The 25,225-nt window shown below is 62.5% G+C and carries 20 protein-coding genes; 4 read left to right on the top strand and 16 right to left on the bottom strand.

What is annotated here, in order from left to right:
* Positions 1-45 precede the first annotated feature (45 nt).
* Positions 46-1,056, top strand: coding sequence for a porphobilinogen synthase (gene hemB / locus K5R33_RS03090; protein WP_220747502.1), 1,011 nt, complete (start codon positions 46-48; stop codon positions 1,054-1,056).
* Positions 1,057-1,600: 544 nt separating this feature from the next.
* On the opposite strand, the gene K5R33_RS03085 is transcribed toward hemB, so the two are convergent.
* The 6 genes from K5R33_RS03085 to K5R33_RS03060 form a co-directional block, all read right to left on the bottom strand.
* A complete protein-coding gene (locus tag K5R33_RS03085) occupies positions 1,601-2,263 on the bottom strand; it encodes a TenA family protein (protein WP_220747501.1) in 663 nt (220 codons plus the stop codon).
* Positions 2,264-2,798: 535 nt separating this feature from the next.
* Positions 2,799-3,449, bottom strand: a complete 651-nt coding sequence (gene msrA, locus K5R33_RS03080) for a peptide-methionine (S)-S-oxide reductase MsrA (protein ID WP_220747500.1) — start codon at positions 3,447-3,449, stop codon at positions 2,799-2,801.
* A 34-nt stretch (positions 3,450-3,483) separates the two neighbouring features.
* On the bottom strand, positions 3,484-4,710 hold the full coding sequence (locus tag K5R33_RS03075) for an MFS transporter (RefSeq protein WP_220747499.1): 1,227 nt from the start codon (positions 4,708-4,710) through the stop codon (positions 3,484-3,486).
* A gap of 581 nt (positions 4,711-5,291) precedes the next feature.
* Positions 5,292-8,093 carry a formate dehydrogenase subunit alpha gene (gene fdhF, locus K5R33_RS03070; RefSeq protein ID WP_220747498.1) on the bottom strand — a complete coding sequence of 934 codons (2,802 nt, stop codon included), beginning with the start codon at positions 8,091-8,093 and terminating at the stop codon, positions 5,292-5,294.
* Entirely contained in the window at positions 8,090-8,728 is a 639-nt protein-coding gene (locus tag K5R33_RS03065; protein ID WP_220747497.1) for a LysE family translocator, read from the bottom strand. Before K5R33_RS03065 ends, fdhF begins: the two co-directional genes overlap by 4 nt.
* Entirely contained in the window at positions 8,725-10,422 is a 1,698-nt protein-coding gene (locus K5R33_RS03060) for an NADH-ubiquinone oxidoreductase-F iron-sulfur binding region domain-containing protein (protein ID WP_220747496.1), read from the bottom strand. The genes K5R33_RS03065 and K5R33_RS03060 overlap by 4 nt, the downstream gene beginning before the upstream one ends.
* A gap of 217 nt (positions 10,423-10,639) precedes the next feature.
* Between K5R33_RS03060 and K5R33_RS03055 the strand changes: the two genes are divergently transcribed.
* A complete protein-coding gene (locus K5R33_RS03055; protein ID WP_220747495.1) occupies positions 10,640-10,807 on the top strand; it encodes a hypothetical protein in 168 nt (55 codons plus the stop codon).
* Positions 10,808-10,855: 48 nt separating this feature from the next.
* Positions 10,856-12,883, top strand: a complete 2,028-nt coding sequence (locus K5R33_RS03050) for a hypothetical protein (RefSeq protein WP_220747494.1) — start codon at positions 10,856-10,858, stop codon at positions 12,881-12,883.
* Between the two features lie 96 nt (positions 12,884-12,979).
* Here the strand turns inward: K5R33_RS03050 and K5R33_RS03045 are convergent, their stop codons facing one another.
* Entirely contained in the window at positions 12,980-14,407 is a 1,428-nt protein-coding gene (locus K5R33_RS03045) for a homospermidine synthase (protein WP_220747493.1), read from the bottom strand.
* 228 nt (positions 14,408-14,635) lie between these two features.
* Here K5R33_RS03045 and K5R33_RS03040 point away from each other — a divergent pair, with 228 nt between their 5' ends.
* Positions 14,636-15,016, top strand: a complete 381-nt coding sequence (locus K5R33_RS03040; protein ID WP_220747492.1) for a VOC family protein — start codon at positions 14,636-14,638, stop codon at positions 15,014-15,016.
* Between the two features lie 248 nt (positions 15,017-15,264).
* Here the strand turns inward: K5R33_RS03040 and rpsD are convergent, their stop codons facing one another.
* The 9 genes from rpsD to K5R33_RS02995 all read right to left on the bottom strand — a co-directional run bounded on the left by rpsD (position 15,265) and on the right by K5R33_RS02995 (position 25,201).
* Complete coding sequence (gene rpsD, locus K5R33_RS03035; RefSeq protein ID WP_220747491.1) at positions 15,265-15,885, bottom strand: 30S ribosomal protein S4; 621 nt, start codon at positions 15,883-15,885, stop codon at positions 15,265-15,267.
* 130 nt (positions 15,886-16,015) lie between these two features.
* Positions 16,016-17,737: a Hint domain-containing protein gene (locus K5R33_RS03030; protein WP_220747490.1), complete on the bottom strand. Its 1,722-nt coding sequence runs from the start codon at positions 17,735-17,737 to the stop codon at positions 16,016-16,018.
* Entirely contained in the window at positions 17,734-18,399 is a 666-nt protein-coding gene (gene pdeM, locus K5R33_RS03025; RefSeq protein ID WP_220747489.1) for a ligase-associated DNA damage response endonuclease PdeM, read from the bottom strand. Before pdeM ends, K5R33_RS03030 begins: the two co-directional genes overlap by 4 nt.
* 182 nt (positions 18,400-18,581) lie before the next feature.
* Positions 18,582-20,984, bottom strand: a complete 2,403-nt coding sequence (locus K5R33_RS03020) for a ligase-associated DNA damage response DEXH box helicase (RefSeq protein ID WP_220747488.1) — start codon at positions 20,982-20,984, stop codon at positions 18,582-18,584.
* Positions 20,985-21,063: 79 nt separating this feature from the next.
* Complete coding sequence (locus K5R33_RS03015; protein ID WP_220747894.1) at positions 21,064-21,558, bottom strand: hypothetical protein; 495 nt, start codon at positions 21,556-21,558, stop codon at positions 21,064-21,066.
* A 336-nt stretch (positions 21,559-21,894) separates the two neighbouring features.
* Positions 21,895-22,365 carry a hypothetical protein gene (locus K5R33_RS03010; RefSeq protein WP_220747487.1) on the bottom strand — a complete coding sequence of 157 codons (471 nt, stop codon included), beginning with the start codon at positions 22,363-22,365 and terminating at the stop codon, positions 21,895-21,897.
* 84 nt (positions 22,366-22,449) lie between these two features.
* Positions 22,450-23,769, bottom strand: a complete 1,320-nt coding sequence (locus K5R33_RS03005) for a DUF8689 domain-containing protein (RefSeq protein WP_220747486.1) — start codon at positions 23,767-23,769, stop codon at positions 22,450-22,452.
* A 64-nt stretch (positions 23,770-23,833) separates the two neighbouring features.
* On the bottom strand, positions 23,834-24,346 hold the full coding sequence (locus K5R33_RS03000) for an A24 family peptidase (protein WP_220747485.1): 513 nt from the start codon (positions 24,344-24,346) through the stop codon (positions 23,834-23,836).
* A gap of 9 nt (positions 24,347-24,355) precedes the next feature.
* The gene (locus K5R33_RS02995; protein ID WP_220747484.1) at positions 24,356-25,201 is read right to left on the bottom strand and encodes a tetratricopeptide repeat protein; all 846 of its coding nucleotides are present in this window, start codon (positions 25,199-25,201) and stop codon (positions 24,356-24,358) included.
* Positions 25,202-25,225 lie beyond the last annotated feature (24 nt).

The following is a 25,225-nucleotide window of genomic DNA, read 5'->3' as shown; positions in this document are numbered from 1 at the left end:
CCCCCCAGGTCGTGCGACCGAGGTCAGGTGTCACAAAGGTGCATCATGACAAGACAAGCTCCGCCCGCCTTTCCCCTGTCCCGCCCCCGCCGGATGCGGCGCACGCCCGCGCTCCGCGCGCTGCAGCGGGAGGAGCGGCTGTCGGTCGATGATCTGATTTGGCCGGTCTTCCTGTGCGACGGCGAAAGCGTCACGCAGGAGGTCGCGTCCATGCCCGGCGTCATCCGCCGTTCGGTCGATCTGACCGTCGAAGCAGCGGCTGAGGCCCACGCTGCGGGGATCCGCGTGATCTGCTTGTTTCCCTACACCTTGGACGACGTGAAGACGCCCGATTGCGCCGAGGCTTGGAACCCCGAAAATCTGACCAATCGTGCGATCCGCGCGATCAAAGCCCAGGTGCCGGATATTGCCGTCATGACGGATATCGCGCTCGACCCCTACAACCCCGACGGCCACGATGGTTTTGTCGAGGATGGGATCATCGTCAACGACCGCTCCGTCGAAGCGTTGGTCAAGATGGCCGTCGCCCAGGCCGAGGCGGGGGCGGACATCCTGGGGCCGTCGGATATGATGGATGGGCGCATCGGCGCCATGCGTGCTGCCTTGGAACAGGCGGGCCATGGCGAGGTGACGATCATGTCCTATGCCGCCAAATACGCCAGCGCGTTTTACGGACCGTTCCGCGATGCCGTGGGGGCGTCTGGCGCGCTCAAAGGGGACAAGAAGACCTATCAGCTGGACCCCTTGAACCGGGCCGAGGCCCTGCGCGCCGTGGCCCGCGACATTGGTGAGGGCGCGGATATGGTCATGGTCAAGCCGGGCATGCCCTATCTGGACATCTGCCGCGAGGTGAAGGACCGCTTCGCCGTGCCGACCTATGCCTATCAGGTCAGCGGGGAGTACGCGATGATCCGGGCGGCGGCAGGCAATGGCTGGATCGACGGGGAAAAGGCCATGATGGAGAGCTTGATGGCCTTCCGCCGCGCAGGCTGCGACGGCGTGCTGACGTATTTCGCGCCCGAGGCGGCCAAACTGATCCGAGCCGGATGGGAATAGGGGGCCGACATCGTTGTACACCCCCGGGCGACCTTGCTGGACCTTACGCGTTAAGGCTCCTCCTTCACGCGATGTGTGAAGCAGCGGGGAAAGCGCGGTCCAACAGGTAGACCTTCGCGCAGGCCTCGTCGTGACTCGGTGCTAGGCTATGCCGGTCCGTCAGCCTTTCGAACATGATCTAGGTTGGTACACGTCAGGGCACCGCTACCCAGGGGCCGAAAGGGCCAATAACGCATTCTCGTCCGCCGCTTACCTTTGAAACTAAACTGTTTGCCGAGATCCGCATTCCTCGGTTGTAACGCGCGACCTTCTTCCGTTGCGGTTGATGCATATCATGCGGCTCAATACCCTATGGCAACCAAGACGCGGGATGCGGTGAGACCTTCCGCAAAAGGGCTCAAGGGTGCGCAATCTGTTGGTCGCCTTGAATGACATCGCTTCGCACTAACGCGCCGGTCGGCGGGTGGCCAAAACACGTCAGAAGGAGTGGGCGCTTGGTTTCGAGAGTAAACCAAGCGCCTGACAGATATCTAAATGAGCAGGCCTACGGCGCGTCCCAGGTGGACCCATAGGCCGCGTCGAAGAACGCCCGCTCGCACCGAACGGCCCGTTTAAACAGATCGGCAGCGGCCAGTTGCTCCGCTTCGGAGAGATCCCCCCAGATCCCGTCAAGCTGCCCCCGCAGGTAAGCGACAACGCCAGCAAAGCCGTCGCCCGTATGCAAGTCGATCCACTCGGCGAAATAGAAGGGCAGGGCGCGATCGTAATCCGCCTGGCGCGTGGCCCAGGTCAGATAGGACCATTCCGCCACCACCAGCACGGCTAGCATTTGTTCGTATCGACCGGAGTGGCGCGCTTCGGCCATGAGGTCTTGAAATGCAATGGTCTCTGGGGCCGCTGGCCCGTCGATTTGCGCTTGAGAGACGCCAAGCGCCTCAAAACTGCGGACAAAGTAGGTGTTCTCGGTACTGGTGACTAAGCCAAGAAACTGCGCTGCCGGGATCCCGTCTTTCAAGGTCGGCGCATGGGCGATGGCCGTCGCCAGCAGCCGGACGAACTGGTCGATGAATTTGTAGTCCTGAACGAGATACCAACGCATTTTGTCTAGAGGCAGGGTGCCCGCAGCAAGATCCCGGCAAAACGGATGGTCCGTGGCCGCGTCCCAGTCGTCCTGCACGGAGCGTTTCAAATCGTCGGTTATACGCATGTCGGCTCCTCCAAGACAGCGGTCTGGTGTGGCTATTCCAAAGGCCTGACCCTTGCGCAACGGCTTTCGGCAGGAGCGCGGGCGTCGTCATGCTATCCGGTCGGTCTAACGCCGGGACGCTTGGCTAGCCGCGCCATCGGAGGTCTGTGGGTACCCATGCGCGGAAATTGATCGGGGTCGGGGTTGTGCCCAACGAACCGCCGCTCAAATGCGGCTTGAGCCAAAGGGTCATCCCAGGTGTGGGCGGTGTTGCGGGATGTCCATGGCTGGTTCGACTTGGTGCTGCAGGAGCCGCGCGACGCTTCGATAGCCTGCTTCTTTTGCTAGGCCATGGCCTCGCTACGGCTTCGCTTTTACGTACCGTATTATGCTTCTGGCGAAACGCATCGCAGGGGGTGTTCCAGATAACTGGCTAAGGCCTCTAACCTTCGCATTCATCTTTGATCGACACCCCGAGGAACGTCCGTCCCGTCACTCGGGGTAGCCCTCGCGCGCGCGAGGGCGCACCTCGGCGTGAGCCGAGGTGTCCGCCGGATCAGGCGCCGGTGCCGATGGGGCAGGTCACGCCTGTGCCGCCGATCCCGCAGTAGCCACCGGGGTTTTTCGACAGATACTGCTGGTGATAATCTTCGGCGTGGAAGAAGGTTGGCGCCGGGACAATCTCTGTCGTGATAGCACCCAAACCCGCTGCGCGCAGGCGCGGGGCCATGGCGTCGGCGGTGTCTTTGGCCGCTGCCATCTGAGCGTCGGAATAGGTGTATATCCCTGAGCGATATTGCGTGCCCCGATCATTGCCTTGGCGCATGCCCTGCGTTGGATCGTGGCCTTCCCAGAACACCCGGAGCAACTCGTTGTAGGTGACCACCGTTGGGTCAAAGATCACGCGCACCACTTCGTTGTGCCCTGTCCGGCCCGAGCACACTTCCTCGTAGGTGGCGTTTGGCGTGAACCCGCCAGCATAGCCGACCAGGGTCATATGTACCCCTGGGACTTGCCAGAACATCCGCTCGACCCCCCAGAAGCAGCCCATTCCGAACATCGCCTCCTCCAAACCGTCGGGAACGTCGTTGGACAGGGGCGTCCCAAAAACGTGGTGGGTGTCGGCTGTTGGGATTGGCGTGGACCGTCCGGGCAACGCGGCTTCGGGTGTCACCATCTCGACAGGTTTGGCGAAGATTTGAAACATGGATTGCATCTCCTTTCGCCAGGATATGGGGGCGCTACTCCGCAGCGGCCAGGGGGCGCGACAGGATGGTCTCTTGCCCGTCCACCGGGTGGCGGGGGACCAGAATCGACAAGCCCAGGGAGACCAGCGCCATGCAGGCGGCGATGCCAAAGACTGCCGTGGGCGACACCAACCACAGGTAGCCAAGGGACGCCGGCAAGAACACCGCTGCGATATGATTGATCGTAAACGCCACCGCCGCCGTCGGGGCGATGTCCCCGGGGGCGGCGATCTTTTGGAAGTAGGTTTTGATGGCCAAGGCCAAGGAAAAGAAGACGTTGTTGGCGACGAACAACGCGCAGGCCATCCAAACGCCCCAATCGTAGACATAGAGCCCGGCATAGAGAACGAAGACCACGGTGAGCCCGCCGTATTCGATGATCAGCGCGCGGCGTTCGCCGAATTGAGCGACGAGCCGCCCCACTGTGGGCGCGATGATCATGTTCACGCCCATGGTTACCATGAACAGCGCGGTCGTCTGATCGACGCTGAGCCCGTAGCGCTCCACCATCATGAATCCCGCGAAGACGATAAAGATCTGCCGCCGGGCACCGGACATGAACTGGAGGACGTAATAGAGCCAATAGCGGCGACGCAGAACGAATTCTTTGGTTTGGGGATGGGGGCTTTCGAATTGCGGATAGGCCAGAAGGGCGAAGGCCGCCACAGCCGCCGTGAAGCCGCCAGCGATCCAATAGACAATGTCGTAGCTAAGGTCGAAGGCCCTCCACGTCAAAACGATGGCGCCATAGGCCAATAGGGTGCCCGCCGCGCCCACGGACAACAGAACACCCAGCATTTTGGGGGCGCGGTCCTTGGGAAGCCACTGGAGTTGGAGGCTTTGATTGACGGTTTCATAGTAGTGGAAGCCGATCGAACTGAGCAGGGTGATCATCAGCAGCCCCCCCAAATTGGGAAAGGCAGCCGTCAGCGCCGTCGCGATGCCCAACAAGATCAGGGATGTGAGGGCCAGCACCTGTTCGCGCACGAAGACGATGACCAAGATCACGCCGATGGCCAGAAAGCCGGGGATTTCTCGCACGGTGTGCAGCCAGCCGATGTCGGAGCCGTCGAAGCCCGCCGCCTCCTTGGTGAAGTTGTTCAGAAGAGCAGACCAAGTCGCGAAAGCGACCGGCATGGCGAAGGCCATGAGCATCAGAAGGGCTTCGGGGCGGCGCCAAACCGGGAGGTCTTGGGCCTGGGACAGGGGAAAGAGGCGCATGGGATTGGCCTACGCCCCCTGTCGCCACCTGTCCAGCGGTCGTGATGGCGCGTGTCGGTGGGGTGTCGCGCATTGCCCGTGCGTGTCGCTTGGGGGCTCGGTCGACTGGGGCTGTGCCCCAGACCCCCGAGGTATTTGGGGACCCGTGATGGAGGGGCGGTTAACCTTAATCAGAAGTTAAGGGTTGGTTTTGGGGTTAGGGAGAGGGGGTGGTGCGGTTGGTATGTTGTGTTGGGATGAGGGACTGTGTGCTGGGCCGGTTTGGTGCGCGGCTTGCGATTAGGGCGCCGGGCAAAGGCGCTTCGCCGGGTTGCTTCGGGTCTGTGTGTCCTCTGTGGTTGATCTGAGTTAGCACGCGGCTGAGGGCGCCATGGTAATCCCGCGGCAAGGACGTTGGGACTTGTAGGGCGCGCCTATGCGCGGGACCGGGTCGTAGGGCGACGAAAGGTTTGTTTGATTTCTCTTTGATCTGGCTTCGCTGGGTTTGGACGGTAGGTCTCAGCGGTATCACCCATCAACGAGTGCGAGCGGCCTCGCGATCATGCGAAGCCGCCCTCTGACCTCGGCCCGGTGTGGCGGCCTCAGGAGGCCGCGGCGATCCGGGCGGCGGCGAACTTGAACTCGGGGATCTTTCCGAATGGATCGAGTTGGGGGTTCGTCAGAACGTTGGCGGGCGCCTCGACGAAACAGAAGGGGATGAACAGCATCCCCGGTGTCACGTCCCTATCGGCGCGCAGGGTCAGCGTGATTTCGCCCCGGCGGGTGGCGACCGTGACCTGTTGGCCCCGCTCGAACCCCATGCGACCGATGTCCTTGGGGTGCATGGCCACCACAGGCTCGGACTCTTGGGCGTTCAGGTGGGTGGCGCGCCGGGTCATGGCGCCGGTGTGCCAGTGTTCCAACATCCGACCGGTCGTCAGGACCAGCGGGAACTCCGCATCGGGCAGCTCATCGGGGGGCACCAGATCCGTTGGCACCAACCGGGCCTTGCCGCTGGCGGTGGGGAAGCCATCGGTAAAGATCACCTCATCGCCGGGGCCATCGTCGCTGGCCACCGGATAGGTCACGACGCCTTCGCGCATCAGCCGATCCCAGGTGATGTGGTCCAGGCTGGGCATGTGGGAGGCCATCTCGTCATAGACGGCCCCGACGTCGGCATAGTGCCAGTCGAGGCCGGAGCGTTGGCCCATCTCCACCAGGATTTTCCAGTCCTGGCGCGCCTCACCCGGCGGCAGGCGCACGGGCAAGCCGATCTGCACCTGGCGGTTGGAGTTGGTATAGGTCCCGGGTTTCTCGGGCTGGGCCGAGGCGGGCAGGATAACATCGGCGAACCAGGCGGTTTCGGTAAAGAAGATGTCCTGCACCACCAGGTGGTCCAACTTGGCCAATGCCGCGCGGGCGTGGCGCTGATCTGGGTCGGACATGGCCGGGTTTTCGCCCTGGACATACATCGCCCGGACGCGACCGTCATGGACGGCATCCATGGTCTCGACCACGGTCAGGCCTTTCTTAGGGTCCAGGCTGCGACCCCAAGCGTCCTCAAACCGGCTGCGGACGTCCGTATCTTCGACTGATTTGTAGTTGGGATAGGTGATTGGGATCAGGCCCGCGTCCGAGGCGCCCTGGACATTGTTCTGCCCCCGCAGAGGGTGCAAGCCCGTGCCCGGACGCCCGATTTGGCCGGTGATGAGCGACAGCGCGATCAAGCAGCGGGCGTTGTCGGTGCCATGGACGTGCTGACTGACGCCCATGCCCCAGAAGATGATGGACCGTTCTGCCGTGGCGAAGGTGCGGGCCAAGTCGCGCAGCGTCTCGGCCTCGACCCCGCAGATCTCGGCCATGGCGTCGGGGGAGAAGTCCTTGACCTTTTCGGCCAGGGCCTCGAACCCGTCGGCGTTGGCCTGGATGTATTGTTCATCATAGAGGCCCTCGTCGATGATCGTGTGGATCATGGCGTTGAGCATCGGCACGTCGCGGCCCGGCTCGAAGACAACCGGATGCGTGGCGTGGCGCATCAGGCCCTGTTTGCGGGGGTCAAAGACCATAAGCTTTTTGCCGCGCTTGGCCGCTTGCTTGAAGTAGGTCGCCGCCACGGGGTGGTTCTGTTCGGGGCGGGCACCGATAATCATGATGCAATCGGCGTCATCGGCCGCTGTAAACGGCGCCGAGACCGCCCCGGACCCCACGCCCTCCATCAGTGCCGCGACCGAGGAGGCGTGGCATAGCCGGGTGCAATGGTCGACGTTATTGGTGCCGAAGCCTTGGCGGATGTACTTTTGGAAGAGGTAGGCCTCTTCGTTCGTGCCTTTGGCCGAGCCGAAGCCCGCGATGGCCTGGCCCCCAACGGTGTCACGCACATCAGTCAGGCCGCCTGCGGCCCGCTCCATCGCTTCTTCCCAGGTGGCTTCGCGGAAGGTGCTGCCGATATCGGAGAAGGTCATCCGCGCATCAGGCCGTTTCGGCGCGTCGTCGCGGCGGATCAAGGGCTTGGTCAGCCGTTCGGGCGACATGACGTAGTCCATGCCGAACCGCCCCTTAACGCAGAGTTTGCCGCGGTTGGCCGGACCCTGGCGGCCATCGACCTTAACGATGTCATTGCCGACCGTGCTGACCTCGGTCTGGCAGCCGACGCCGCAGAAGGGGCAGACAGAGTCGTGGGTCTCTTCGACCTCGACCACGCGCTTGGTGGCGGTGTCGTCTAGCAGGGTCTTTTCCATCAGTGCGCCGGTGGGGCAGGCCTGGACGCATTCGCCGCAGCCCACGCAGCTGGACACGCCCATGGGGTCGCTGATGTCGAAGGTGGGCAACGCGCCCATGCCACGCCCGGCCATGCCGATCACATCGTTGACCTGCACGTCGCGGCAGGCCCGCTCGCAGAGGCCGCAGGAAATGCAGGCATCCAGGTTCACGGCAATCGACGGGTGCGAGGCGTCGTGGAAAATGCTGTCCACGGGGATATCGCGCCCCGCGCCCGGGCGGCCCGAGGGGTAGCGCGCCTTGTCGAGGCCCGCCAATTCGGCCTGTTGCCAAAAGTGGCTTTGGGGGTCGGGGCTGTCTTCGCGGGCGGGCATGTCGGAGGCGAGCAGGTCGAACACCATCTCGCGGCTCTTTTCCACGCGGGCGCCGCCTGTGCGCACGACCATCCCGTCGGTCGGGGCGCGCAGGCAAGAGGCGGCGAGCACACGCTCGCCCTCAATCTCGACCACGCAGGCGCGGCAGTTCCCGTCGGACCGCAGGTCAGGCAGGTCCTTGTGGCACAGATGCGGGATCGCCGTGCCCAAGCGGCGGGCGGTGTCCCAGATCGTCTCGCCCGGGTTGGCGGTTACCTCTTGCCCGTCGAGGGTAAAGGTCACCAGGTCGGTCGCGCTCGTATCGAGGCTCATCTCGTGGTCTCCTTGAGGCCGGAAAACAGAAGCGTTGCACCCATGGCGCCGAAGGCCGCCGCAAAGGCCCCCTCGACGGCACGGGCGAACCGGGCATAGCCACGCATGGCGACGCCGGTCGAAAACAGCAGGGCATAGGCCCCGTAGATCGTCAGGCCGGACAGCGCGCCCAGGGGGCCAAAGGCCAGGACCTGCCAGGCCGTCAGCCCTTGGCCGAATAGGAACGACGCCACGGCAGCCCACATCAGCGCGGCCTTGGGGTTGGTCAGAACGACCAGCATCCCGCGCCGCCAGGCCGCGCCGTGTGACAACGCCCCCGCGACGGGCCCGAAGGCACCGGGCCCATTCCCCGCAATGACCGCGCGTGCCGCCCGTAGACCCAACCATAACAGATAGGCGCCGCCCGCGAGCTTCAGGACTAGCAGCGACAGCGGATAAGCGGAGATCAGCACGCCCAAGCCGAAGGCCGTGGCCAAGGACCAGATCAGCATCCCCGAGGCGATGCCCGTCACCACGAAGACAGCGGGGCGTCGCCCTTGGGCCAGCGCGACCGAGGCGACGGCGGCCAGGTTCGGGCCGGGTGCGGCCTGGGCCGCCATAACGCCGAGCAGCGTAAGGACGAAGGCGGTGATCATTGGCCCGACCCCGCCGTGAAGTCCTCGGGGAAGTGCTGCATCAGGTGTTTGACGCAATTGCCCGCCGCTTGACCCAGCCCGCAGATGGAGGCATCGCCCATCACTTGCAGGAGGTCATTGTACAGGTCGGCCTCCGTCTCCCACGCCTCCAGCAGGCGGACCATCTTGTCGGTGCCCGAGCGGCAGGGCGTGCATTGCCCGCAGCTTTCGTGGCGGAAGAACTTCATGGTGTTGAGCGCCGCATCGCGCACGCTGTCCTGGTCCGACAGGATGACCACCGCATGGCTGCCGATGAAGCCACCCTCGGCCTCCCAGGTGCCGAAATCCATCGCGCGGTCGGCCATGGCCGCGGGGAAGATCCCGCCCGAAGCGCCGCCAGGGAAGAACGCCTTGAAGGTGTGACCCTCGGCCATGCCGCCGCAGTAGTCTTCGATCAGCCGGATCAGGGGGATGCCCGCAGGCGCCAGCTTGACCCCCGGCGCCTTCACGCGGCCCGAGACCGAGAAGCTGCGCAACCCGCTGTGGTTTTCGTCCCATCCTTGGTCGGCGAACCATTTGGGGCCGTGGTGCAGGATGTCGGGGATCCAGCTGACGGTTTCCACGTTGTGGTTCAGGGTGGGCAAGCCAAAGAGGCCCACCTGCGCAATGAAGGGCGGTTTGTGGCGGGGAAGGCCGCGCTTGCCCTCGATGCTTTCGATCATCGCGCTTTCTTCGCCGCAGATGTAGGCGCCAGCGCCGCGCCGCAATTCCATCGGGATGGTGTCGATGTCGGAGGCATGGAGGGCGGCGATCTCACGGGCGAGGATCTCTAGCACTGCCGGATATTCGTCGCGCATGTAGATGTAGATCTTGTCGCAGCCGACCACGCGGGCCGCGATCTGCGCGCCCTCCAACATGCGGTGGGGTTTGCTTTCCAGCCACCACCGGTCCTTGAAGGTGCCGGGTTCACCTTCGTCGCCGTTGATCGTCATGAGGCGGGGCCCGGGCGCGGCGCGGACGAAGCCCCATTTCTTGCCCGCCGGGAAACCGGCACCGCCGAGGCCACGCAGGCCCGCGTCGGACATGGTCTCGGTCGCGGCGTCCGCACTGATCTCGCCCGACAGAACGCGCGACAGCACGCTATAGCCGCCATCAGCCCGGTATGCGGCCAGGTCCTGGTAGGCGGGCAGAACGGGGGTGGTCAGGTCTTCATCCAGCGTCGCCAGAACCGTCTCGACCGTTGCGTGGCGGACGACGCGTTTGCCGATCCAGGCCGAAGGGGCGTCGTCGCATTGGCCGATACAGGGGCTGGGCAAGATGCGCACCTGGGCCGGGTCGGTTGCGGCCTTGAGCGCCTCGATCAGGTCGAAGGCGCCCGCCAGTTCCTCGGACACGCCGGTTGGTACGCGGATCGTGACGGGCGGCGGCGGCGTATCCCCTTCGCGGACCACATCGAAGTGATCATAAAAGCTCGCGACCTCATAGACCTCGACCTGGGCCAGACGGAACAGCTCCGCCAAGGCTGCGATGGCATCGGCCAAGATATGGCCGTGCCTGTCCTGAATGACGTGCAACGCCTCGATCACCATATCGCGGCGGCGGGGCATATCCCCCAGAAGTGCGTCGATCTCGGCCACGGCAGCATCGCTCGTCTGACGGCCCTTCGGCAGCGACGCATCCCGGCGCTTGAACGTATTTGGGGCGATCTCATTCATCAGGCGTGGCCCTTTGCTGCGGCGCGGTGGTGGATGGCGACCCGGAGGGGCGGGCAACCAAGATCGGGTTGAGCCACCTGCGAGTGCTGATGTCCGACGTCGACGGACCGCTCCCTTAACGCGATGACTGCCCCATGTTGTGCCGTAGCAAATCGCGGTCTGTCATCCGCATTCCGAAGCCTCTTGGTCTGAATCCGCCCTGTGGACTTATGACTTCGTGAAACCTGGGATCATTGAGGTGACGGCTGTGTCGGATCGGAACGCTCGCCTGCGTCAGCTAGTCGCCGTGGAAGTGGTGCTTCGGTGCCGACTTTCGGCGCAAGACAGGGAAATGCCGCTGGACAGCATTCCGCTCCTGACCGCAGTCTATACCACGGCGCTGTGACCGCGTCCGCACCGAGCGCACCAGACCGCGCGATGAGGAGCCTGCAAGATGACGAAACTCGCCCACCAGATTTCATTCGATCTGCCAGCCGATGCAACCACAACTGGGGACGTGGAAATCGGAGAGACGCTGTTCAGTATCTTCGAGGAACCCGGCGATCACGATTGGGTGCGGGTCGAGCTTGAGGCCGGGAAATACTACGCCTGGGACCTGGATGGCCCAGTGGCCTTCAACGAAGAGATCGGGCGCGACGAAGAGCGGGGCTTCGTGCGGATCTTCGACACTGAGGGCAATGTCCTGACGCCCAACTGGCGCGACGTCTATTTCGCGCCACAGGTGTCGGGGACCTATTTCCTGGACGTGTTCAGCAAGGACAAGCCCGGCTCCGAAGGGGTCTACACCCTGGAAATGTTCCAGCCGACTGAGGTGTCGGACCTGCTGCGCACGATCCGGTCCTTTGCAGCCGTCCCGGACAAGGACAACATCACGGTCGCTTTCGATACCTCGGAGGCCTCTGCCGAATGGTCGGACGTGGCGCGCGCGGCCTTTGAGGCGGCTTATGACATCATCGAAAGCGCAGTGGATGTGACCATCACAACTATCGAAGACGAAGCCGCTGCCGATTGGTTGTTGCGGATCAAGACCACGGACTCGCGCTCCTCTAACTTCGATTTTCCGGGCTACAACGACCAAGACCAGCAGGTCGGGAACTTTGCCGCTTGGCGGATCGCAGCCATTGAAGAAGACGCCGCCAATGGGCGGGAGGGGTTCGACCCGTTTCAGATGGGGCACTTCCTGCATGAGCTTGGCCATGCCCTCGGCCTGTCTCACCCCCACGACCGCAGTTTTGGCGCGACCGCGTTCGAAGGTGTCAGCCGTAGTCAGGACCTGGGTGCGTTTGAACTGAACCAGAAGATCTGGACCATCATGTCCTATAACGGGCGCGATCCGGGGAATGCGACATTGGCGGCGTTGGATATCGCGGCGTTACAGGACATGTACGGCGCTAACGAGACGGCGAATGCGGGCGACACCGAGTATGTTCTGCCCTCGGATCCCAATGCGCGTGAGGGGATCACGACGATCTGGGATACTGGCGGCAACGATATGATCCGGGCCGAAGCGGGCACGACCTTTGACGTGGTGATCGACCTGCGTCCGGCCAGCCTGCAATACCGAGAGGGCGGCGGCGGTTTTCTGTCCTCACGCAAGCTGGGGCCGGAGGAGACTTTCGCGCCCACGGGCTTCACCATTGCCAATGGTACGGATATCGAACGTGCCCTTGGGGGCGGCGGCAACGACTATCTCACCGGCCATGACGGTGGGAACGGACTTTTCGGCTTTGGTGGAAACGACAAGATCCGCGGGCTTGAAGGGGACGATACTCTGTCCGGGGGATATGGAAACGACATCTTGGATGGCGGCCCTGGGGCGGACAACATGCAAGGCGGTAGTGGAGACGACATCTATTATGTTGATCACATTGGCGACCAAGTTGCGGAAGATTCCAGCAGCGGCACAGATCGCATTATTACGACGGTTAACCAGTCTCTGCTGCACCGGACGGACCGGGCCCATGTCTTTGGGTCCGGCAAAGGGGGCGTGGAGATCCTGGAGGCCCGTGGCGCGGATGATCTAGAATTGGAAGTTGGCGGCGACTGGCGTGATGCGCAGACGGTCATTGGCAATGCCGGGAACAACAAGATCTTTGTGCGCGATGGCAACCACACCGCGTCTGGCGGTGGCGGAGCGGATCAGTTCATATTGAAGCCGACGGGGCCGCGTGAAATCGGCGAATACCAGAGCGATATCCGTCTTACGATTACCGATTTTGATGCGGATGATATGGTCGTGCTGTCCGACGAATACTTACCGCTCGGAAGCGCCAGCACCTACTACCGCACGCTCAGTTCACAGGAGTTTCAGCGACTGCTCAATCCGCCAGAGGGTAGCCGGTTCAGTTTGACGATATCCGAGACGTCAAACGAGGTGAGGATTTGGGACGGATGGGATGTGTTGCGAATCTCGTTTGGCGAGTACGACGAACTCCGCCTCGATCAGTTCTTACTCTATTGAGTGTACCTGCACCGGGACGCCAGTCTGCCCGCATTCTGTGACAGGCAGGTCTAGAACGACCCGCCCAACCACATCCCCTTTGTGGTCACGCCTTTCTTAGCTGGCAAGGACGTTGCGGAACAGCCAGGGGTCGCGGTCGTCGATGTCTTCTGGGAAGTGCTGCCAGCGGTCCTGGAGCGGGGTCCAATCGGTATAATGGGCCTCCACAGGGCCCAGATAGGGTGTTTGGATCTCTAGGCAGCGGGCGTGGTCCATCTCGTCGGTTTCGACGATCCCTGCATTCGGGTTTTCGAGCGCCCAGACGATCCCGGCCAGAACCGCGCTCGTGACTTGCAAGCCCGTGGCATTCTGATCGGGCGCGATTCGTTTGGTTTCTTCGTTGGACAGGCGGCTGCCGTACCAGAGCGCGTTCTTGTCGTGGCCGAACAGCAGCACGCCCAATTCGTCGATGCCATCGACGATCTCGTCTTCGCCTAAGATGTGGTGGACCTGCTGTTGCCGTCCCGCGCCGAACATCTCATGCAGGCTGAGCACTGCATCGTCGCAGGGGTGATAGGCGTAGTGACAGGTCGGGCGGTACTCCGGCCAGGACCCTTCGCCGACCGTATAGTAATCGGCGATGCTGATCGCTTCGTTATGGGTCACGAGGTAGCCGAACTGCGGCCCAGGGGTCGGGCACCAGGTGTGGACACGGGTAATCGCGCCTGGGCGGTTCAGCCAAATGGCCGCCTGACAGCCTTTGCCGTGGCGGCGCCCATTCTCGGGGAACCAGGTCTCATGGGTGCCCCAGCCTAATTCGGCGGGTTGGAACCCCTCGGCGATGAAGCCCTCGACCGACCAGGTGTTCACGAAGACATCGCGGGGGCGGGGCAGGGCGCGGGCCTGGGTGTCCCGCTCGGCGATGTGGATGCCTTTGACGCCGAGCGTTTGCATCAGCTTGGCCCAACCGGCGCGGTCCTCCGGCGTATCCGCCGTCGTCCCTGTGTCCTCGGCCAAGCGCAGCAGCGCGGCCTTGACGAACCAGCTGACCATACCGGGGTTCGCGCCACAGCAGGACACAGCCGTGGTCCCGCCGGGGTTGGCGGATTTTTCGTCACGTACCTTTTGGCGCAGGGCGTAGTTGGTGCGTTCGGCGTTCGAGACGTCGTCGAAGTAGAAACCAGCCCAGGGTTCGACCACCGTGTCGATATAGGGCACCCCGATCTCGCGGCAGAACTTCATCAGGTCCAACGACGAGGTATCGACCGATAGGTTTACACAGAAACCCTTGCCGGGGGTCAGCACCTCGCCCAAGACCTCGCGGTAGTTGTCGGGTGTGAGCGCGACCTGGCGATGGGCGATGCCCCGCTGGCGCAGTTCGGCGCAGCCCGCCTCCGCCGGTTCGATGACGAGAAACTGGTCGCGGTCGTAGTCCAAGTGCCGTTCCAGCACGGGCAGCGTGCCGCGCCCGATGGAGCCGAAGCCGATCATCACAACGGCGCCCTCGATGCGGGCATGGATGGGGTGGGACGGATCAGAGGTCATGGAACGGGCTCCGGCATGGATCCGTTCGGGCATAGGGGAAAGGGCGTGGGATTGGAATATGGCGCTGCGGGTTCCTGGGAGAGAAGGTCTGTGCTGAGGTCAGACTTACGGCTTCTGCGCGACCTAGGGCCGTCCGCTATCGTGATAGAACAGTTGACTTGTCGGGGCCCAGCGAGCACAGATGACTAGAACAAATAACGAACATATTTGTCTTAACAGGGGGGTGCGATGGCTCTTAAAGCAACTGTCAGCATTGACGTTTCTGACATGTCCAAAGCCTTGACGTTTTATGTTGAGGCCTTGGGTTGCAGATTTAAGAAGAAGTATTCGGATGATTGGCACGTGGTCACCGTTGGAACACTCGATCTTCACATCCAAGAGAAAGCCGCAGGCACCATCGGCGCTGCCGACGACAAACGTCGTTATCAGCGTCACTGGACGCCGGTCCACCTGGACTTCATAGTCGACGACATTGAGCCGGTTTGTGCGGAGGTTGAAAAACACGGCGGCTCTGTCGAGAAGAAAATGTTCTCCGAGGTCGCGGACCTTGCGAATTGCGCAGATCCGTTCGGGAATGGCTTTGATCTTATTCGAGAAAGCCTCGAATAGACGCTCTGAAGGGCGCCGAGGCTGCTTGTCTAAAGGTCGTCGAGCAGTCGTTGGGGATGCCGGATCGAACGTCTTATTGGTCTGTGCAGCCGACCACTTTTGTCTCCGCGCAAGGCGCCAACAAGTGATCCCAATTTGCCACCAGGCTCAGGCGAAGGTCGCACACCAAAGTGACCCCCACGAAAAAGGGCCGCCCAAAACGGACGGCCCCATAGGTCCAGACGCGGGGTGTCGCCCCCTCGTGTCGATCAGTTCTGAGCGTAGTATTCGATGACCAGGTTCGGTTCCATCATCACCGGGTACGGCACATCGCCCAGGCCTGGTGTGCGCACGAAGGTGGCGGTCATCTTGGAATGGTCGGCTTCGACGTAGTCGGGCACATCGCGTTCGGCCAATTGGACGGCCTCCAGCAGGACAGCCATCTGCTTGGACTTGTCGCGGACCGAGATCACGTCGCCTTCTTTCACGCGGTAGGACGGGATGTTCACGCGCTTGCCGTTCACCTCGACGTGGCCGTGGTTCACGAATTGGCGGGCGGCGAAGATGGTGGAGACGAACTTGGCGCGGTAGACCACGGCGTCCAAGCGGCGCTCCAACAGGCCGATCAGGTTCTCGCCGGTATCGCCCTTGACCCGGGCGGCTTCGGTAAAGATGCGCTTGAACTGCTTTTCGGTCAGATCGCCGTAGTAGCCCTTCAGCTTTTGCTTGGCACGCAGCTGGAGGCCGAAGTCGGACATCTTGCCCTTGCGGCGCTGACCGTGCTGGCCGGGGCCGTATTCGCGGCGGTTGACCGGCGACTTGGCGCGGCCCCAGATGTTCTCGCCCATGCGGCGGTCGATTTTGTACTTGGCAGAGGTGCGTTTGGTCACCTTCTGATCTCCTCTGATATGAGGGCGTTGTCCTTTCCCCGAAGGGCGACAGGCATCCCCTTGCGGGGGCCACCAACACCAATGGAAGCCGCCGTGTAGGTCCCTGATCTCGGGGTGTCAAGCAGAGGCGTCAGGTGAAATAGGCCGGCGCGCCCTGGTGGTTCAGGATCGCCAGCTCGGCGCGGCTCAGACACCGGCGCGCATGGGCGCCATAGGCCGAAGGATCCTGATCCACGCCCGGGGCATGGTGCAGCATCTCTTCGATATCGGGCCGGGACATATGGCTTAGATCGGCATCGGCGGGATGGAAGCTTTCGACCTCGACCCGGTTGGCCCAGAGGATTTGGTGACGGGCAAACATCAGGTGAATATAGGTCACGTCGCCCAGGCCATGGGCGACCAACACGCGACGGTCGTCTACCAGGTCCCGCGCCCTGACCAGGACCTCGGGCTGCCCCCAGAGCGCCTTGGCCTTCGATCCCGTCAACATCACGTGGTGGCCGGGAGAGACGATCAGGTCTGGTTCCGGCTCTTCCACGCCTAAGGCGCCACAGCGGATGCGAATGGGCCGCAGATGCGGCATAGCAAAGAGGCGAGCGCCCGAAATATGCCTGTGCCCAATCCACAAGATTGGCTGGGGACCATCGTCGCGCGTCAACACCCGGTCCCCGGGGGCGAGCGCCTCGACGGGTCGTGGACCGTCTTCTGTCAGGATGCGCGTGCCGGGCGTGAAGCAGATCGTGTTACGGTCCGGCAGGGGATCCGGTCGTCTGCCTGCTTGCACGATGAGCAGGGCCGTATTGCTGGGGGGGACATCATCCTCAAACAGCAGCAGCATTTCCGTTGCAGACACAGGGATCAAATGGGCCTGCCACTCGCGCGTGCCATCGGTCACGATCAGCGCGTCGGGCGCGTCCTCTGCCTCAACTGGCCTGAGGCCCAGCGGCAGATCGCCGCGGGACCGCGATAACTTGTCGACCACCGCATGTACCTTCGCGCGGAGCGAAACCTGGCTCTGCACGTCCTGTAGCAACAGCGCCTCGCGTGCCCCATCCAGCCGCAGCGGGGTTCCAAACCATTGAAATGTTGTGGCACCAGAAAAGGGATCGCGGGCGGACGGACCCTGTCCATCCACCCGGATCTGATGCGTGGATATGACTTGTGCCTGCGCACATGTCCCCAACATGCCTACCCCGATTCGAGCCGGTTTTTTCTGATATTTTCGGCCACTGCCCGACCGTTGCGACAGGGATAGCAGCCACCCGATTCGGAGGTCAAACACTGATTCGCGAATCGCTTTACTTTTTTCGTATGAGATCTGTTGCGCGGCGGAAAAGACCAGTTGTTCCGTGTCGTATCCGTTGAATTGCAGCACCGTCAGCGCCGCGCGCAACCGGTCTGCCGGAATGACGGGGTCCCGGTTGAGGATCCATCCAGCGCGCCCGTCGGGCTGCCCCACCACGGCTGTGCGATAGCCCGTGTCTGTCCACAAAACCCAATACGGGGCGACAAGGGGAACACCCGTCAAACGGACCTCCAACCGGCCGGGCCCATTCACCTGTGCGGTGCCTGTGATCTGGCGCAGGGCGGCGCCCTCTCCGTCCAAACAGATGTTGCGCAGTCGAAGGGTGCCGCCCTCCGGCACACTATATTCTGCCACGGCGCTGGCGCACCCCTCTTGGAAGGGGACAGGGAACCTGGCGACCTCGTACCAACGGCCCGCGTAGCGCGCGGGGTCAAAATCCGCCTTGGACGCGATTGTCACCGTCTGATCGCGATAGCTTGGCAACAGCGGCGCAACAACAGCGGTGCTACAGCCCATCAAGGCGAGCAGGACCAGCAGGGATCTCATCGCGGCATCGGGATTTCGACCATGGGCTGCCCCGCTAGGATCGCCCGCGCGCCTGCGCCCATCAGGTCCGCCAAGGCGCGGTCCTGCGTGCGCAATCCGCCGGTATAGGTGCCATAGGCCGGCAGGATCAGCCGCCGACTATCGCGAAGGAAGCAGGGACGCGAAATGGCCCGCCCCCTCAGTTGTATCGCCGCCTTCGGGTGGTAGTGACCCGAGACCTCGGCGCGGTCCAGATCCGTCGCGATATGGCAGAAGGTCAGCGCGTCCAGGGTCAAGACATCTACCGTATCCCCCGGCAAACCTGGCGCGCCTGGATCGTGGTTTCCGGTGATCCAAGTCCACCGTCGTCCGGTCATCAAACGCAGGATCCACGCGCGATGATCCTCCCCCAGGGCTTGGGCCGCGGCCAGATCGTCGAAACTATCGCCCAGGCAAACCACATGGGCCGCGCCCGTCTCCAGAATATCCTTCTGCAGTTGGCGCAACGTGTCCTGCACCTCATAGGGCGGCAACAAAGGACCGTTGCGCCGCGCGATCCGCTCGGATTTCCCCAAATGCAGGTCGCTCACCACCAGAAGATTCCGGTCGCCCCAATGCAGCGCCCCAGAGGGTCGGGCCGTCAACCGCGCCCCGGCAAAGGAAAAGGAATGGACGTTCCGCATGTGTTCCTTTTGGCCTCGCCCAGAGTCGAAATGCAAGCACCTTGGGGGCCGCCCAAAGAGAACGCCGCCCTGAACTGCGCATTAACCTTAACGCGCGCCTCTTTTGATGTTCCAAAAATATGCCGACGCTACGCAGCCCCCGCCGGACCCCCTCGATCGTGGGCGCAGCGCGGCGTCTTGCATCACTCCAACGATAGTCCCGCTTCGGCCATCAACTTCTCGGCCTCTGCTTGCAACAGCTTACCTTCCGCGCGGCCCTTGATCGGAACGATCCCCCTTTCCAAGAACATGGGCGCCGCCAGTGGCGTCACACGGCTCAGCTTTACCTGATCGATCCGGTCGCCCACCGTCTGCATCAGCAACTCCAAGCGGCCAAAATCAATGTGACCGCGCATGGCCTCTTCTTCGGTGATGCGCAGCATGAGGTGGTCGGGGTCATAGCGGTGCAGCGTGTCGTACAGAATATCGCTGGAAAACGCGGCCTGCCGCCCGGTGGAGCGTTTGCCAGGGTAGTTTCGCTCGATCAGGCCCGCGATCACGGCCGCGTTGCGGAACGCGCGCTTCATCACGGCATTGCCCTGCAACCACCGGTCTAAGGCCGCCCGCACGCCCGTGGCTTGTAGATAGGGACGGATGTCGCCCACGGGTTGTAAGCCCCAAATCAGCGTCGCGTAGTCGTTCGACACAAAACCCAACGGGTCCAGCCCGTTCTCTTCCATTCCTTTGGTGATCAGCAGGGCCAGGGTCTGGTGGGCGTTGATGCCAGCAAAGCCGTAGACCACCACATGGTGGCGTCCGTCCCGTGGGAATTGCTCCACCAACAGGCGGCCCGGCTCCGGCAGGGTTGAGACCTTGGCCTGCAACTCCAACCACTCCCGCGTGTGACCCGGCAGGGCGTCAAACCGCATCTCGTGCAACATGTGTTGGATGCGTTGGGCCAGATGGACGGACGTCGTCCATTTGTAGCCCACATAGGTCGCGATCCGAGGTTCCTTGTCGGGACGGGGAGAGACCTCAACTGTCAACTCGCGCATGCTTTCATAGCGGACGATTTGCCCGCCCATCAGAAAGGTATCGCCTGCGCTGAGGGTGGAGGCGAAGCCCTCCTCAATCTCACCCAATGGCGCGCCGCCCCGCCCTTTGAAGCGCACTTTCAGCTTATCGGTGTCGATGATCGTGCCCAGATTCATGCGGATCTGCCGCGCGGCCCGGGGGTCCCGCAGGCCCCAAATGCCTGGCGTGCGTTCCTTCAGCCGCTGGTAGCGGTCATAGGCGCGCAGGGCGTAGCCACCGGTCGCCACGAAGTCGAGGCAATCGTCAAAGGCGGCGCGGCTGAGGGTCGAATAGGGGCCGACGCTCTTAATTTCGGCATAGAGCCCGTCCGCTTCGAAATCCCCCGCACAGGCCACGCAGGCGATATGTTGGCAAAGCACATCGCGCGGCCCGTCCAGGCGAAGATCCCCGTCCAACTCGCCGGCGCGCACCGCCTCGAGCGCCGCGTGGCATTCCACGACTTCAAACCGATTGGCCGGTACGAGCAGCGCCTTGGAGGGCGCGTTATACCGGTGGTTGGCGCGGCCGATCCGCTGCACCAGGCTTTTCACCTTCTTTGGGGCGCCGATCTGGATGACCAGGTCCACGTCACCCCAGTCGATGCCAAGATCCAGGGACCCCGTGGCAACGATGGCCTTGAGCTGTCCCGCGACCATCGCCTGTTCGACCTTGAGCCGCGCCTCTTTCGCCAATGCGCCGTGGTGGATGCCGATGGGCAGCGCGTCTTCGTTGGCCAGCCACAGGTTGTGAAAGAAAATCTCCGCCTGGGCGCGCGTATTATGGAAGATCAGGGTCGTGTTGTGCTTGCGGACCTGCTCTAGCACGGCGGGGATGGCATAGCGCCCGCCCGCGCCCGCCCAGGGCGGCGCCTCTTCGGTCTCTAGCACTGAGATGTCTGGCGGCGGGCCTGGGTCCGCATGCAGGATCGGACAAGGGTCTGGATGACGCGCCAAGTAATGGGCAATGACGGACGGGTCATCGACCGTAGCCGACAGACCCACGCGGCGCAGGCCGGGCGCGAGGGTTTGGAGACGGCTGAGGCAGAGCATCAGCTGATCGCCCCGCTTGCTGTCGGCCAAGGCATGGATTTCGTCGACGATGACCCGTTGCAGCCCCGCAAACGTCCGCGCCGCGTCCGGGTAGGAAATCATCAGCGCCAGGCTCTCGGGCGTTGTCAGCAGGATCTGGGGCGGATCGGCGCGCTGCCTCTGGCGCTTGGCGTAAGAGGTATCGCCGGTGCGGTCCTCGACCCGGATGGGCAGGTCTGACTCTTCGATGGGCGTTTGCAGATTGCGCCGGATGTCATTGGCGAGCGCTTTGAGCGGGCTGATGTAAAGCGTGTGGAGCCCGTCATGGCCGTCTGCGCATTCCACCAAGGTCGGCAGGAACCCAGCGAGGGTCTTGCCGCCCCCGGTTGGCGCGATGAGCAGAAGGGCAGGCAGGTCCTTGCGTTCCAACATGTCCGACTGATGGGGATGCAGGGACCAACCGCGGGTTTGGAAAAAGTTGGTTATGGGAGTGCGCGCGCTCATCGTGCGCAGGTAGGGCTGTCAGCCGCAAAGCAAAAGGGCTGACCTGCGGCCAGCCCTTTCGGTCAGTCTGATCGATAGATCAATTCAGGCCGCGCTGGTTAACCTCGTCAGCGTAGATGGCAGCATTGTCTGATGCCACACCCTGGGACTCATACTGTGTGCTCGTGAAAGTCGTATTGCCGTCGCCTGACGTGTAAGTCGTGACGCCGTTCGACACGGACGTCGTTGTGTTCTCGTCAGCGATGACGTTCGTCCAGTCGCTATAGTTGGCGGAGTCCCCTTCGAAGACAGCCAGATCGGCTTGAAGGTCGGTGTTCTGCAGACCACGAGCGGTTGAGATCGCAGCATCACGTTCCGCGGTAGAAAGGTTGCTCGTGGTCCCGAGACCGGCGAACGAGGTCCGGATAATGTTGTCTGCTTCCAATGCGGTATCGATATCTTGGGACTGGTTCGAGATACCAGTGGAAACCACGCCCATAACTGCGAGGCCTAGACCAACGAGGGCAGCGGTGAGAACAACCCAGTCTACCGTGACGGCACCGGATTCATCGGAAAGGAAGTTTTGCTGGGTCATAGTTAACACTCTGTAATTTCAGGTTTGGGTCTTTCCCTGAGACAGTGAATGACTGTGAAACATGGCGTGTCTGTGGCCTTGGGTTGGCCACTTTGGAATGATTTCTTGAGTTTTGCGGGACCGGCAGCGTGGTTAACGAACAAACGGGTTGGGATCGACCTGACTGTTTCCGATCCTCCAAGCCCTCCCGTGCTGTTCACTGGAAGTTGACTGCCCCTGCGTCACGCTTCCTGCCTGCGCGCACTGACTGGTCCGATTGCGAGGCAGTGGGCGGCAGTTAACTCTCTGTCGCGTAAAGAGTGTTCGCCGGACACTCTGCGGCCATGGGCATCGGCCTCAGTTCTGTCGCCGGACCAATTCAGCGCGATACAGATCCGCAATCTGTGCCTCCGCTTCCCATTGCAGGCGGAGCGCTCTCGCTTGCTTTTGGTCTGGCTCAGATTCTACCGCTGGTGTCATGCGGTTCAGCAAGGCAACTTGGGCATCAAGGGCGAGCGCGAGCGTATCCGAGGACATGCTTTGCGTGGCGGCGATGATCATCGAGCCGACCATCGGGGCCTCGCACCCGGTTTCCGCACAGGCCGCGGACAGGGCATGGTGTAAGCTGTCGTAGGTCGATGGGTTGGCCGCGAGAAACTCAACGTTTCGAATGCTATCGCCCGGCGCGCTTGCACTTTGGTGGCTGAGGGAGCCTTCCCAAAGGGAAACGGCCCCAATCGCGCAGGCGCCGCACAGCGCCAAGGCCGCCAATGGCCAGGTGAATGCCCCCGACGCCCGCCGCGCGGGCTGGTTTTCTTGCACTGTCATGGTGATCCTGCCTTATCCTCTTGTTTTTATGCCAGGACGTCTAACGCGTCCCTTTTTTGGCATTGGGGCCATCTGGCCCGGGGGTCAGTGGACGATATCGATCTCCTCCACGAAGAGGTTGGCCCACGCCCGGTCCACAAGGTCGGGCGTCATGCGATAGGGGAGCCCTTCAAAATCACAGGCAGCGATCATCTGGTCGATCAGAAACTGCCCGTGGAAATTCGCGTATATATTATTGATCTCAGGATATTTCTTCTTGAGCAGATGAAGCAGCGCATCCTCGTTCAAAGCGAATTTCTTCTTTTTCGCGACCATGGCGAAGATCTTGAGAAACTGGCTCTGGGTCGGCCCGTCGATGAGTACCTTGAAGAAGATCCGGCGCAGTGCGGCTTGGTCGAAGATCTTGTTCGGGTGGTAGTTGGTGGAAAACACCACCAGGGTATCGAACGGCACTTCGAATTTCTCGCCTGATTGTAAGGCGAGGATGTCGTAGCCCATCTCCATCGGAACAATCCAACGGTTGATGATTTTTTGAGGCGGCTCCGCCTGGCGACCAAGGTCGTCCACGATAAAGACGCCGCCGGACGACTTGAGTTGGAGACTGGCCTGATACGTGCGCGCCGTGGCGTTATAGTTCAGATCCAGCATATCGAGGGTCAACTCCCCCCCGGTCATCACCGTCGGTCGCTTGCAAAGGATATAGCGCGTGTCGACCCGGTGATTTGTTTTGCGCAGGCCAGTTTCGTCCTCACCCATATCGACCGCCGTATGGACGATCGGGTCATAGAGCGTGATCACCTGACCCGCATATTCGATGGCCTGCGGAATCCAGATGTTGTCCCCCAGCGCCGCGCGGATCCCTTCGGCGATGGACGACTTCCCGTTGCCCGGCGGGCCGTAAAGCAGGACCGAACGACCGGAACCGACCGCAGGACCCAACTGGTCCAACAAGTTATCGGGCAAGATCAGATGCCCCATGGACCGCAGAAGCTTTGCCCGGGTCAGTTGCACATTCTTGACGGATTGGGCCTTCACCTGCTCCTTGTAGCGCTCCAACGGGACAGGCATTGCGCCGTAATACTCCGATTGCGCCAGCGCATCTGCGGCCCGTGCCTTGCCAGCATCCGTTAGTTGAAAGCCCATCTCCGCACTGGCGCCCGCGTGCATGGTGCCCGTGGCCTGCATGAGGCCGGCGTCGCGACATTGGTCGATCAACTGCTGCGTCAATCCGGTGGTCAGACGCACGGTTTTCGCGATTTCCCGGGTGGTCTCGATGGACTTGCGGAACACTGTCTTGAGCAGAATGTCCCGCAACATGACGGGGTTCAGCCCGGTATCGTCCAGGGTTTTTGGCAGGGCAGGGGCGGGGACGGCCATCATGGCCGGATCGATTTGCATGTTCATCGGCTGTCCTCCGCGTGGGCTACCCAGTGGCTACACCAAGGGCCTTTCGATTTTCTTGATGGGCTCACCCCAGGGTCGCGCCATAGGCGAAGTAACTGGTGACAGTCGGCGCGAGGGCGAGGCCAAATGGCACGTGGCTCTTGCGGTCTTCGGCGAGCCAGATCCAATCGGGATAGGCGCGGCGCACCGCGCCAATGCGCCGAGCGATAAACATCCCGACCAACAATACCACAGCCCAAAACGCATAGAGCAGGGCGATTGCGCTGACGTCATCCAACGCTACGAAAGGGGCCACGGCGGCGATGTACTTGGCATCCCCCGCGCCCATGCCGATTGTCGCCGAAAGGACAAAGCAAATCACCAAGACCACCGCGAAATGGGCATAGCGCCAGAGGTAATCCTCCAGCGGTAGGAGGAAAAAGCCCGACACCACAAAGATCGCGAGCATGGCCAGAACCGCCTGGTTCTTGATCTTCATGTCCGTCAAGTCCGTCCACATGACCCAAGCCGTGATCGGCAGAGTTAACAGACCCCAGATCAGCCCCTGCTGCGATGTGATGGCGAGCGTCTCAAACATCGCGCGGCCTCAGGCGTCCAAGGATTGCAGCGCGCGCACGGCCGCTTCGAAATGGCGTGGGTGGGTATCGACGGCGTCTTGCAGCAGGCTGCGCCCAATATCCACGTCACCTTGTTTGATCGCTGCCAACCCGGCGGTATGCAGCAGTTGCGCGCGCTCTTCCTGGGTCATTGGGACAATAGGCAGCGCATAGGTCCGCCGCCCGGCACGGGCCAAGACAAGGTTGTTCTTGGCGGTGAACAGATCCTCATCATAGGTGATCGCCTCGGTAAACAGACGCTCCGCCGCGGCGGTATCGCCCCGCGTCAGCTTGGAATAGCCCCAATTGTTGAGCACGCCCGCCGGCTTTGTGGTCAGATCCACAGCCGTTTCATAGAAGCTGTCGGCGCGGGTCCATTCGCGGTTGCTGTCGGCCACCATGGCTTCCAACCGATACCGCTTAAACGTCTCATGGGTCGGGGGGACGCTGTCGAGGACCTCTTTCGCGCCCGCCCAGTCAGAGGTCCGGATCAGCGCATCGGCCAGCTCAACGGTGTCTTCGTGGCCCGCGTCGGGATGGGTCAGGACCTTGCGCCAGGCCAGCACGGCCTCTGACTGGCGCCCTGCGCGGACAAGCGACCGGGCCAGACCGCGCTTGTGTTCGATATCGTCCGGAAAATCCCTGACTTTGCGGTTGAAGTAGTCCACCGCCTCGCGCGGCTCCGCGACGGTGAGCATGATGTCCCGAATGCTGTCGGCCTCTGCGGCTTCGGCGTCGGCCACGGCGCGACTGACGTCGGCGTTGCCCAAAGCGTTACAGCCGGACAGGACCATCATCCCCCCAAGGAGGAGGGGCAAAACCAGGTGGTGGCGCATGTCTGCGTCCTTTTCTGCTCGCGG

The sequence above is a fragment of the Jannaschia pagri genome (genome assembly GCF_019655435.1).
Taxonomy (GTDB): domain Bacteria; phylum Pseudomonadota; class Alphaproteobacteria; order Rhodobacterales; family Rhodobacteraceae; genus Jannaschia; species Jannaschia pagri.
The sequence above is the reverse complement of the archived record's forward strand: the minus strand, read 5'-3'. Positions and strand labels throughout refer to the sequence as shown.

Bases quoted from the DNA above. Each gene is read 5' to 3' on its own strand.
- hemB (WP_220747502.1), top strand. From the start codon at position 46: ATGACAAGACAAGCTCCGCCCGCCTTTCCCCTGTCCCGCCCCCGCCGG.
- K5R33_RS03085 (WP_220747501.1), bottom strand. From the start codon at position 2,263: ATGCGTATAACCGACGATTTGAAACGCTCCGTGCAGGACGACTGGGAC.
- msrA (WP_220747500.1), bottom strand. From the start codon at position 3,449: ATGTTTCAAATCTTCGCCAAACCTGTCGAGATGGTGACACCCGAAGCC.
- K5R33_RS03075 (WP_220747499.1), bottom strand. From the start codon at position 4,710: ATGCGCCTCTTTCCCCTGTCCCAGGCCCAAGACCTCCCGGTTTGGCGC.
- fdhF (WP_220747498.1), bottom strand. From the start codon at position 8,093: ATGAGCCTCGATACGAGCGCGACCGACCTGGTGACCTTTACCCTCGAC.
- K5R33_RS03065 (WP_220747497.1), bottom strand. From the start codon at position 8,728: ATGATCACCGCCTTCGTCCTTACGCTGCTCGGCGTTATGGCGGCCCAG.
- K5R33_RS03060 (WP_220747496.1), bottom strand. From the start codon at position 10,422: ATGAATGAGATCGCCCCAAATACGTTCAAGCGCCGGGATGCGTCGCTG.
- K5R33_RS03050 (WP_220747494.1), top strand. From the start codon at position 10,856: ATGACGAAACTCGCCCACCAGATTTCATTCGATCTGCCAGCCGATGCA.
- K5R33_RS03045 (WP_220747493.1), bottom strand. From the start codon at position 14,407: ATGACCTCTGATCCGTCCCACCCCATCCATGCCCGCATCGAGGGCGCC.
- K5R33_RS03040 (WP_220747492.1), top strand. From the start codon at position 14,636: ATGGCTCTTAAAGCAACTGTCAGCATTGACGTTTCTGACATGTCCAAA.
- K5R33_RS03030 (WP_220747490.1), bottom strand. From the start codon at position 17,737: ATGAGATCCCTGCTGGTCCTGCTCGCCTTGATGGGCTGTAGCACCGCT.
- pdeM (WP_220747489.1), bottom strand. From the start codon at position 18,399: ATGCGGAACGTCCATTCCTTTTCCTTTGCCGGGGCGCGGTTGACGGCC.
- K5R33_RS03020 (WP_220747488.1), bottom strand. From the start codon at position 20,984: ATGAGCGCGCGCACTCCCATAACCAACTTTTTCCAAACCCGCGGTTGG.
- K5R33_RS03015 (WP_220747894.1), bottom strand. From the start codon at position 21,558: ATGACCCAGCAAAACTTCCTTTCCGATGAATCCGGTGCCGTCACGGTA.
- K5R33_RS03010 (WP_220747487.1), bottom strand. From the start codon at position 22,365: ATGACAGTGCAAGAAAACCAGCCCGCGCGGCGGGCGTCGGGGGCATTC.
- K5R33_RS03005 (WP_220747486.1), bottom strand. From the start codon at position 23,769: ATGAACATGCAAATCGATCCGGCCATGATGGCCGTCCCCGCCCCTGCC.
- K5R33_RS03000 (WP_220747485.1), bottom strand. From the start codon at position 24,346: ATGTTTGAGACGCTCGCCATCACATCGCAGCAGGGGCTGATCTGGGGT.
- K5R33_RS02995 (WP_220747484.1), bottom strand. From the start codon at position 25,201: ATGCGCCACCACCTGGTTTTGCCCCTCCTCCTTGGGGGGATGATGGTC.